This window comes from Phormidium sp. CCY1219, assembly GCF_035615515.1.
Taxonomy (GTDB): domain Bacteria; phylum Cyanobacteriota; class Cyanobacteriia; order Cyanobacteriales; family Laspinemataceae; genus CCY1219.
In genome coordinates, this window is the sequence record NZ_JAJENT010000450.1 from 1 (window position 1) to 11,247 (window position 11,247).

Sequence of the window (11,247 nt, forward strand, 5' to 3'; positions counted from 1 at the left end):
GCCCTGCTTGCCGCCACGGCTTCATTATATGCGATCGCCTTTTTTTTGTCAAGTCCTCGGGAGAAAGTGGCCGCCGATTGAGACTCGTTCCCAGGAGGGTCTAGGAACGAGATAAATTGCGGCTGCGTTTACCCTACCGAGTCGTTGGCGAGTTCTAAAATCACCGGGGTATGGTCGCTGGGTTTCGGGAGTTTGCGCGGGGCGACATCGATAGTGCAGGCGATCGCGCGGTCGTACAAAGGCGGGGTTAAATAATGATGGTCGATGCGCCACCCTTTATTGCGCGGAAACGAACCGGCGCGGTAATCCCACCAGCTATAATGACCGTCAGCATCGGTGAACTTGCGAAAAGCATCCGCAAACCCTAACTCTAATACCTGACGCAGGGCGTCGCGTTCGGCGGGAGAGGCCATAATATCTTTAGGTTTGGGGATTTTGTGCAAGTCCTTATCTTCCAGGGCGATATTAAAATCGCCGCAGATGCAGATATTTGCCGTTTTGTCAAGCAGAGATTTGAGATAGTCGCGCAGGTGGGCGAGCCAATCGAGTTTGTAGGCATATTTGTCGCTACCCACAGAAGCGCCATTGGGGACGTAGAGATTGACAATGCAGATATCGCCCCACATGCCAGTGAGGACGCGCTTTTGGCTATCGAACTCAGTGGCGGGAGTACCGAGAACTGGGGAAAAGCCGGTGCTGACATCCTGTAGGGGCGATTTGCTAAAAATAGCCACCCCGTTGTAAGATTTCTGGCCGGAGATATAAAGGTGATAGCCTAACTGTTTGAAAGGCGATCGGGGAAAATCCGCATCCACCACTTTAGTTTCCTGCAAGCAGAGCACTTCAACGGGGTTTTCCTGCAACCATTCGGTTACTAGGTTTAAGCGAGAGCGAATCGAATTCACGTTCCAAGTGGCGATTTTCATCAAGGGCGCAATTGATAGAGAATTGTTGCTCATTCATTGTTGAGGCGATCGCGGGTTGCTGTCAACCCGCAATCTCTACCAAAGGCCCAAAACAAGCAACTAAATCGCACAACTCAAGCCACCGGATTTTTGACTGAAACGAATATTTTCGCTGTAGTCTACCGGGCAATCGATCACCGCCGGCACCTCTTGCTCTAGAGCTTCTTTCAGGGTGGGAATAAACGCTTCGGTGGAGTCGATGCGATAGCCTTTCAACCCCATGCTTTCGGCGAGTTTGACAAAATCGGGATTGCCGAACTTAATAAATGCTGACTCGCCGTAGTGATTTTGCTGCTTCCATTCAATCAACCCGTAACCGCCATCATTAAAAATAATCGTCACGAAAGGGGTACCCACGCGCAAAGCGGTTTCCAATTCTTGGCAGTTCATCATAAATCCGCCATCACCGGTAGCGGCGACGATTTTGCGTTCGGGATGGACTAATTTAGCGGCGATCGCGCCGGGAATGGCAATGCCCATCGCCGCGAATCCATTTGAAATCAAACAAGTATTCGGACGTTCGCAGTGATAGTGACGGGCGATCCACATTTTATGCGCGCCCACATCGGAAATCAGCACATCTTCCGGTCCCATCACTTGCCGCAAATCGTAAATCAATTTTTGCGGTTTAATCGGAAACTCGTTATCATTGGCATACTGTTCGTAATCCGCGCGGATATCGCTTCGCAATTCGCAGGCGTGGGGGGTGGGTTTGCCCTGGCGATCGCTGCGGTGCAAAATTTCCATTAAGGAATCGGAAATATCGCCTACTACTTCCACCATTGGGATGTAGCTGCGGTCGATTTCTGCGGGGGTTGCACTCACGTGAATAATCGGAATTTTCCCTTCCGGATTCCATTTTTTCGGGGAATATTCAATCAAATCGTACCCCACTGCAATCACCAAATCGGTTTTTTCAAAGGCGCAAGTGATATAATCGCGCTGCTGCAAGCCGGTGGTCCATAACGCGAGGGGATGGGTATAGGGAATCACGCCTTTGCCCATAAAGGTGTTGGTGACGGGAATTTTCAACCGGGTGGCAAATTCGGTCAGGGCGGCGGCGGAATGGGCGCGAATGGCACCATTTCCGACCAAGATTACGGGATTGCTGGCGCGAGAAATGGCTGTCGCCGCTTCGTTCAAACTTTGATAGGAGGCATAACTCTTTTCTTGATTATCTTTGTTGAGTGCATGTCCCTCCACTGGCATGGCGGCAATATTTTCCGGAACGTCGATGTGGACTGCCCCGGGTTTTTCGGTTTGTGCCCGTTTGAAGGCTTTGCGGACGATTTCGGGGGTGATGCTGGGACGGACGATTTGGGCGTTCCATTTGGTGACGGGTTTTAACATGGCCACCAAATCTAAATACTGATGGGATTCGATGTGCATTCGGTCCGTGCCCACTTGGCCGGTAATCGCCACCAGGGGGGCACCATCCAGGTTAGCATCGGCGACGCCGGTCATTAAATTGGTGGCACCCGGTCCTAAGGTGGACAGACAGACGCCGGCTTTGCCAGTCAGGCGTCCATATACATCTGCCATGAAGGCTGCGCCTTGTTCGTGGCGGGTGGTAATAAATTGAATGGAAGAGTTGCTCATGGCTTTGAGCACTTCCAGGTTTTCTTCTCCGGGCAATCCGAAGACATATTGCACGCCTTCGTTTTCCAAACATTGAACGAGCAGTTCGGCGGTGTTCATTTCGCCCATAACGATTGACCTCACATTAATTCGGGGTTGATGGTGGGTGGATCGGGGTTGCGCGTTGGTCGGAGTTGGTAAAAGATGGCTAGCCACCCCAACCCGGCGCGATCGACAAAAAAGGTTATTTCACCCACACGGTTTTGATATTCACAAATTCGTGAATGCCTTGGATGCTGAGTTCTCGTCCGTATCCGGACCGCTTGATGCCCCCAAAGGGCAAGCGGGGATCGGATTTGACTAAGCCGTTGATAAAAACGGCACCGGCTTCGAGTTCGTTAATGAAGCGATCGCGTTGGTCGGAGTTGGCGGTCCAAGCACTCGCACCCAAACCAAACGGACTGTTATTTGCCAGGGCGATCGCCTCGTCAATTCCAGAGACGCGGAATACCAGGGCCACCGGACCGAAAAATTCTTCGTCATACGCCGGCGATCCGGGGGGATTGTCCTTTAATATGGTGGGCGGGTAAAAGTTTCCGGGACGATCGCGCCATGCAGATCCGCCGACTAAAACGTTCGACCCCTTCTGGATGCAGGTTTGCACCAGTTGGTCTAAATCGTTCTGGATGTCTGGGGTCGCCAGTGGCCCGATATCGGTTTCCGGATCCATTGGGTCTCCCACGCGCAACGCTTTAAAGGACTCGGTTAAGCGTTGCTCGAATTCATCGGCGATCGCTTCGGCGAGAATAAACCGTTTGGCTGCTATACAGGATTGGCCATTATTCATGGTTCGAGCTGTAGTCGCGGTACGCACCGCTGTTTCTAGATCCGCACTTTCCATTACAATAAACGGATCGCTCCCTCCTAATTCTAAAACAGTTTTCTTGATTTGTTTCCCGGCATTTTCGGCCAAACTTGCCCCGGCAAATTCCGACCCCGTGAGTGTGGCGGCTTTCACGCGATCGTCGGCAATTATTTTTGCCACTTTGTCAGCACTTACTAACAATGTCTGGAAAGCACCATCTGGAATTCCGGCTTCCAAAAATATCTCTTCAATGTTGAGGGCGCACTGGGGAACGTTGGATGCATGTTTGAGGATACCGACATTGCCCGCCATCAGGGCCGGTGCGGCAAAACGAAACACTTGCCAAAAGGGAAAATTCCAGGGCATCACCGCCAGAATCACGCCGAGGGGTTGATAGCGCACGAAGCTAGAACTGGCATCGGTTTCGGCGGGGACGTCGGCGAGGAATTTCTCTGCATTGTCGGCATAGTAGCGACAAACCAGGGCACATTTTTCCACTTCGGCGATCGCGGAAAATAAGGTTTTCCCCATCTCTTGGGTGATGATGTTGCCAAAGCGCTGTTTGTCTTTTTCCAAAACCTCCGCTGTGGCATTCATCCATTTGGCTTTTTGGGCAAAGGGAATGCGCCGATAACTTTCAAAGGCGGTTTGCGCGGTTGCCAGTTTTTCCTCTATCTCGCGATCGCTGAGCGCCTCAAAGGTTTTTATCGTTTCTCCCGTTGCGGGATTAATTGTTGCAATAGTCATTGTCTCTGTCCCAATTACAATCTCGTGGCAATTCCTGACAAAATGCCTGCCACAATAAAAGCAGCACCGAGGAAGCCGAATAGGCCGCAATTCCCTATACTTTTAGGGTGCCCGGTTGACCTGATTTTCTCCCGGCACCATTGCGGTAGCGGGAAAATTTCCGTTCGGGGTGGGGGTGGACCACTACAAACCCTACAGGGTAAATTTTCCCTGGGGTGGTGGGCGATCGGCTACCATCGGATTGGCTTTTTTAGTCCTGTTCTGCTATTTTGTCAAATTTATGGCAGTTGAAATCTTAAATTTCGGCTATCTTTGGTCAAAATTTGTCAAGAATTGCTGTTAATCATTGGGAAGAAGCCATCCGCGCTTCCACCATTTGTCGCACCACATCTTTCATTTTCGATGTCGCCTCCCATCCGAGTTTTTCCTTTGCCTTGGCGGGGTTGGCTTTCCCGATCGCGATATCCGTGGGGCGGTACAGGCTCACATCTGTAGTTACATGGTCTTGCCAATCTAGCCCCACGCAGTCAAAGGCAGTGACGACAAATTCTTCTAAACTGTGGGTCTCGCCGGTGGCGATGACGTAATCATCGGGGTCGGGATGCTGCATCATTAAATACATCGCTTCCACATATTCCGGGGCATATCCCCAGTCCCGTTGCACGGAAATATTCCCTAAATGCAGTTTTTCCGGACTCCCTTGGGCGATGCGACAGGCGGCGGCGATGATTTTTTGGGTGACGAATCGTTCGGGCCTCAGGGGGGATTCGTGGTTATACAAGATTCCCGAACAGGCAAATAATCCGTAGGCGTCTCGGTAATTGGCGACTTCCCAAAAGGCGGTGGATTTGGCGACGGCGTAGGGACTTCGCGGGCGAAAGGGGGTGGTTTCATCGGCGCGGCGATCGCCGGTATCCCCAAAGCATTCGCTCGATCCGGCATTGTAAAATTTGATTTGGTTGCCGGTAAAGCGGATTGCTTCGAGTAAGTTGAGGGTTCCGGTTCCGATGCTTTCTAAGGTCTCTACCGGTTGGTCGAACGAGAGTCCCACCGAACTCTGTCCGGCTAAATTGTACACTTCATCGGGCTGGATTTTGGTGAGTACCTGCAAGACGCTGCGAAAGTCGGTGAGGGACATGGATTCGAGTTTGACGCGATCGCGTATTCCCAACCGCTGTAAGTTGCGAAACGATGACATTTGGGCATCCCGCGAGGTGCCGCAGACGGTGTACCCTTTCTCCAGTAAGTATCGAGCTAAATAGGATCCATCTTGCCCGGAAATTCCACAAATCAGCGCTTTTTTCATAAATTGGCTATCTCGATGTTGGTCATCCATCTAGAGTTACGCCGTGGTTAACCCTAGCTCATCCTATTTTAGAGTCCCGTAGGAGGGACAATGCCTACCTAAAGAGTTTCTTACGTTTTGACGGCTTTGCGATTTTGCTGGCGCGTACGCACTGCAGCTTTGAGGACTTTTACCCGATACGGATCCGCATCCTTGCGCCAATACAGTTTATATCCGCGCAATTCGGCGCAATGCTCTACCAAACAGTTTAACCACCCCTTGCGCCGTTTAATCGCCCGATAATCTTCAAACAATCCCCAATCTTCTTCTTGACGGGTCAGTTTGGCAAATTTTTCGTAATCGGGATAATCGGGGGTGACGCAGGCATCTTTGCCATGCAGCAGGGGCGGATTGTCATCGATATCGTAGTCGCGATAGAAGACGCGAAAGGTCTCTAGGTTAATCTGCATGCTGGTATATAATGCCGGATGCGGGTCGCTGTCAAAATCCGGACAAAATAAATAAGAAATTTGGCGCTTTTTGGTGTAGAATTTAATTAAGGTCGCTTCATCCATCCGCCCGATAATCCGACTGATAATCCCTTCATAGATTCGCAGTAAGGGGTCGAGGCTTTCTAGGGCGGAAACGTGAACCGTGAGGCTGTTGGGTTTGTGCAAGCCAATTTTACTCTCTTTGCAGCAGGTTTCGATTAAGTGCAAATCGTTTAAACTGTAAATCAGTTTTTGGGTCAGGAAGCAGATATTTTTATAGCTGCCGAAGAAGGCTTTAATATCGGTTTGGATTTCTTTGGGGAAGTGGGAAAAGGGGGTGCGTTTGATGAGGTTACTGACGGCGATGTAAGTTAGTAAATCTTGGCGACGTTTTTGCGCGATCGCCTCCCATTCTTCCGGGGAGGATACTTCAACAATGGCGTTAAAGGCGCGGCGCAAGGTGCGAAATTCGCTGCAGATTTCGGCAGCTTGCGGGAGTTCCCCTTTCACCGGGAGTCTGCCGCGATCGCTGACAAATTCCATCAAGGGGGTGAGCAATTCTCGATAGTCATCAAACTTTTTAATCACTTTCGGCACTTTTGTGCGACTGCGAAAGCGAGATGCCTTTACCCATTCGGCAGTGGCTTCGTCGCGAAACACGAAATAAATGCCTAATGCTGCCGGAATCGCTTCTACCCCTAACACACTTTCGATATAGTCCTTGAGTTCCTCTTGTTCGTAATATTTCTGAAATGTATTGCGCCGGGTAATCACGCCATCGCCGTATGCCACGCGATCGCTGCCGCGATCGTCCAATAACACCAGCGCCGCCACCACTAGGGCTTTGTGAGCTAGCGTCCAAGCTTCCTTCAGCGCCAACTCGCGTTCTTCCCGGTCTTCTATCACATTAATTACGTAGCCGAGATTCACCACATCTGCGGGGGCGAGGGGGGTATCGGGGCGATAGTAGGGGTCCCATCCCTCACTGGAATGCCCGCGTTCGGCAATCCGCTGGATATCGCCCCCATGCCCACAACCGTAATCGAAAAACGTGGTATCGCGATCGAACAAACCGGCTTCTAACGCTAGCCGCATGGGCCGCGAGAGTTCCCGACGCACGATCGCGGCGCGATGGCGTTCGATTTTGGGCAGGCTTGGGGCAGTTTGGGGCTTTTCTTGGGGATTATGTATCAATGTGTGACCTTCAATTTTGACGCCTTCTTCTGCCAAACGGTCTAACCAGCCGTTGCGGGTGCCAATCGGGCGCGATTTCTTTAACAGTCCCAGTTTGGCTTCTTGGCGCGTGAGAGTGGCAAAGAGGTCGTAAAGTGGGTAATCGGGGGTAACAAAGGCTTCTTTGCGGTGCAGAACGGGCGGATTGTCGCTGTTTTCGTAGTCGGCGTAGCTGAGTTTCCCGCTGCGTAAGTGGAGGTGGAGACTGGCTTGTAAGGCGGGATGGGGGTCGCTGTCGAAGTGGGGATAGTATAAGTAGGAGATTGTCGGTTTGTCGATGTTAAACTTGACGAGGGTTGCGCCTTCGATGCAGCCGATGTACCGACGGGCGATCGCGTCGTAGAGGCGCAGGGAGGGGTGTAGGGATGCGATCGCCCAGCGATGCACGTACAGGGCGGTGGGCAGTTTTTTGCCGATGGCGCTGGTTTCCCAGGCCCGGGCGATAAAATCCGGTTGCTTCACTTCGGCGATCGCTTCTGCAGCGCGATCGCGGGCGGTTTCCCAGTTCTCAAACGCGGCAAGTATATCTGCCGCCAGTTGCGGGCAATTTCGCACTCGGTGCCAAAATTCTGCTTCTCCTCGGGTTTCTATCTCGCAGGCACAGTATATCGTCAGGTCTTCCCGCCGGTTTTCGCGCAGTTTCTCCCACCCTTGGCGATCGCTGGCGGCAAGAACGCACTCAAAGGCATCGTCCCAACTGCCGAATTTAGCGGCTATTTCGGCTTCGGTCGCACATTCTCCGGCCACGGGCAGCCGTCCCCGTTCGGCAACAAAGTCTATCAGGGGGGTGAGGATTTCTTCGGATTCGGCAAATTCGGGCAGGGAGGTATCGAGTTCGGGAAGGTCAATGCGCGATCGCACCTGGGAGTGACGGTAAGCGAGAGATAGGTTGGGGTCGCGAAAGATAAAAAATACCCCCACATCTGCCGCCACTGCATCGACTTGTAGCGCGTCCTCGATGTAGCGTTTCAGTTCTGCCGGTTGCCAATAGTAATGTGAGGACTGTTGCGGGATGATTCCCGACTTGCTGTAGGCGATTTTCTCACGACTGCGGTCCGCGATCGCTACCGCCGCCGCGACAATCAGGGCGCGATCGCACAACTGCCATGCCTCGCGCAAAACTGCCTGACGTTCCGAGTCTGACGGGAGGGCATTGAGCTCATCGGGAAGGTAAACGAGATTGCAAGGGGTGCGATCGCGATCGCTGCCATAGTCGAGAAAGCTCGTCTCTGGGGTCAAAATCCCCCCTTCTACCGCCACGCGCAGGGGACGGGGTAGGTGGTGGTGTCCCGGGGCGTGACGGTCCGTGGGGGTTTGCATCGGGGATAGGCGAATGTTTGTCATGGTTGCAGCATCGGGCGACAACAGGAAACCACTTTTGTCATACCACATTGGCGATCGCTTTGGCGCGCCAATTTATCCGGATGACTCCATCGGTCTTTCCCTCTGCGCGATCGACCCGTCTTCACTGACAGGCTTCTTTTAAATAAACAACCACCTCATCGGCAAGGCTTTCTATCGTTTTATGGGAAATAGAAGGATCGGAAAACATAAAATTCAATGTCATTTTTTCCCGAAAGGTAGTAACAGCCACAGCAAATATTCCTCCAAACGCTCCAATCCCCGGCACAAAGCTTATTTCTTCTAATTCCAACTCGCCGTAATTACGGGGAATATTCACTCGACCCACGTTGCTCACCGCCACTGTTACCGATGATTGATTCGGTGTTGCCAGAAGCGATTCTATGATTTTGCGAAACATAAAAATCGGTTTGAACATTGCCCCATTGTCCAACCCTTTTTTCAGCTTTTGTCTCACCTCTTGCGCTAGTTCCCAAAAGTAACCATTCGGCTTGACTTGGTGAAATGCGGTTAAAGAAGAGGCCATAATTGCCAGGTCTTCCGGATTCACTGGCGGGTTTAAGTAACGGCGCAAATCTACATAATTTCTACAGACTACTCGAACGTCCCGGTCTTCTTCTCCTCGAATTTTTCGCGCTGCCGTAAATAACATCGCCGTACACAATGCCCCTTGAACCGTGGTGGTGTTTTGCCGACAATTTTGCAGGATATTTTGGGTTAATCCTGGGTCGAGTTTCCGCTGGACGATTCCCGTTTTTCTGAATTGCAGTGGCACAGTTTTTTCAAAGGGGAATGTCTCGGGTTTGTACAAGCGCTGCTTAACCTTAACTTGCAATACGAACCAAATTCCTTGCAATTTACCTCGCACGCCTTTCATCCATTTCGGCAATATTTCTTCGATTGCCTTCGGGCAGGGCAAGGGAGATATTTGCCCTGCACTGTCCCCAGTTGAGGTGATTTCCTGGCACGTTTTTAAAATTTCCGAGTGCAGGTGAATGGAGGATATGCCATCAGATATCGCATGATGAATGGTGGTGATTAAATAGCTGCTGGACTCCGGGCGATCGCCTTTCACGAACAAACATCGCAGCAATCCTTTGCTACTCTCAATTTTTTCGTTTACCTCTCCTTCCACAATTTGCTGCAATTGTTCCTCGTTAGCGACCTCTAATATCCGCAAAGGAACAGGTTGCGTTCCTTCGGTTTGAAAGTGCCACTGGTTGGCAGATTCCACAATCCGCGATTGTAGGCGCGGGTGCCGTTTTTGGATCGTATCTAACGCCTTTCTGAGAAGCGTTTCTGGTATCGTGCCTTTGATTTTACTGACGGTTGCGATATTAAAAGTGCCGCTGTAGCTATTCAAGATTTCCATTGCTTGCTCTAGGGCACCCAAGGGGCGATCGGTGGTTTTTATGGCGCTTAATTCTTTGCCATTGTTTTGGCTCATTCTCTACAGCAATTCCTGTTTTTTAGTTGGTCATTAAATTCGGCGATCGCGTCGGTTCAAAAAAGCGCGATCGCCGTTCTTTATTAGGCGGTAAATTTCTCCCGAATCGACTCGATTCGTTTGCGATTTACCCCCAAATCCGACTGCCCCAACCGGGAAGCAGACCGCAGGTGAATCGTCTGGTTTTCTGGGTCGTTGTAAAATTCCACATCATCCACAAAACCCATCAGATTGCTGCTAAACTCAGCATAGAGATAATTGTCCTCAGATTTCACTACGGTTGCATTATCGATGTCTTCGATAATCCCTTTGAGTTTGGCAAAGGCATCATCAGCAGAACCGCTATAGGTGAGGGGCGCAATTTTATGTTCTTTATCCGTATCCGGCGCTTGGCTAGAAACGCAATTGGGCGAACTCGGGCAAGCGGCAAGTTTGCCGTTTTTGACCCCAAGATTGGTAGGACGAGTTCCAGAAAAAGAGAAGATGCTCACGATGGTTATAGGTGAATTCGTTTCGGCAAAAACTGCAGGGGTCTGCCATAAGTAACAGACCATTGCTAAAATCAGCGAAATGCACAAAGTCGGCACTTTTAAGCGAGCAAAGTGGTGCATAGATTGTCGGGAATTTCAGAACGCTTCACTCATTCTACCGGGAAATGCGATCGCTGTGACATCCATCTAGCAGTATAGGCGAAAAGTCCACCCACCATCGCCTTCTCGCCCCTGCATCGCGGTGGAAACCCCCGCCCCCTTCATCCCCCCTCCTCCACCAGTGAGGGCATCGCCACTTCAATAAAATGCTCGATTTTCTTCACATTCGGATCCCCTGCCAAATAGCCGATTCCCCGATGCAGGTGCAGGCGAAACTGGGTCGCCAGGGTTTCTTTATCCGTCCCCAACCCATCTTTGTGACAACGCTGCTTTAATGCCACTAATAAAATATCGGACATTTCTCCGCCAAATACCCGCCAACTCATCTCCACATTACTATCCATCGGAATCGGTACCGGCGAGGGCGGCGAATCTTCCGCTAAAGACCGACAAAATGCCCAGCGACATAAAATATTCCACTGGTCAATTTTCGTCGCCCGCTTCAGTTTTGTCAGTTGGTCTTTGGCACTTTGCGAAACTTTTATTCGGTCGATTGGTGGTTCCATTGACGTACTTTAATCCCTCATAAAAACAACATTTAATTCATTTTCAAACTCGTTCCTAGGCTCAGCCTGGGAACGAACCTCCCGAGGCTCTGCCTCCTACTATTTTAATTGCTAGAGG

8 protein-coding genes are annotated in these 11,247 nt (G+C 51.1%); all 8 read right to left on the bottom strand.

Annotation, left to right across the window (positions count from 1 at the left end):
- Positions 1-128 precede the first annotated feature (128 nt).
- Positions 129-926 (bottom strand): exodeoxyribonuclease III, encoded by a 798-nt coding sequence (xth, locus tag LKK83_RS10900; RefSeq protein ID WP_324631136.1) that lies wholly within the window; start codon positions 924-926, stop codon positions 129-131.
- A gap of 99 nt (positions 927-1,025) precedes the next feature.
- Entirely contained in the window at positions 1,026-2,663 is a 1,638-nt protein-coding gene (locus tag LKK83_RS10905; protein WP_324631137.1) for an acetolactate synthase large subunit, read from the bottom strand.
- Positions 2,664-2,787: 124 nt separating this feature from the next.
- Positions 2,788-4,155, bottom strand: a complete 1,368-nt coding sequence (locus LKK83_RS10910; RefSeq protein ID WP_324631131.1) for an NAD-dependent succinate-semialdehyde dehydrogenase — start codon at positions 4,153-4,155, stop codon at positions 2,788-2,790.
- A gap of 343 nt (positions 4,156-4,498) precedes the next feature.
- Entirely contained in the window at positions 4,499-5,461 is a 963-nt protein-coding gene (locus tag LKK83_RS10915; RefSeq protein ID WP_324631138.1) for a GDP-mannose 4,6-dehydratase, read from the bottom strand.
- Positions 5,462-5,571: 110 nt separating this feature from the next.
- Complete coding sequence (locus LKK83_RS10920; RefSeq protein ID WP_324631132.1) at positions 5,572-8,508, bottom strand: DNA phosphorothioation-associated putative methyltransferase; 2,937 nt, start codon at positions 8,506-8,508, stop codon at positions 5,572-5,574.
- Between the two features lie 121 nt (positions 8,509-8,629).
- On the bottom strand, positions 8,630-9,973 hold the full coding sequence (locus tag LKK83_RS10925) for a phthiocerol/phthiodiolone dimycocerosyl transferase family protein (RefSeq protein WP_324631133.1): 1,344 nt from the start codon (positions 9,971-9,973) through the stop codon (positions 8,630-8,632).
- A gap of 83 nt (positions 9,974-10,056) precedes the next feature.
- Positions 10,057-10,584: a DUF1499 domain-containing protein gene (locus LKK83_RS10930; protein WP_324631134.1), complete on the bottom strand. Its 528-nt coding sequence runs from the start codon at positions 10,582-10,584 to the stop codon at positions 10,057-10,059.
- A 140-nt stretch (positions 10,585-10,724) separates the two neighbouring features.
- Positions 10,725-11,129, bottom strand: a complete 405-nt coding sequence (gene dndE / locus LKK83_RS10935) for a DNA sulfur modification protein DndE (RefSeq protein WP_324631135.1) — start codon at positions 11,127-11,129, stop codon at positions 10,725-10,727.
- Positions 11,130-11,247: the final 118 nt, after the last annotated feature.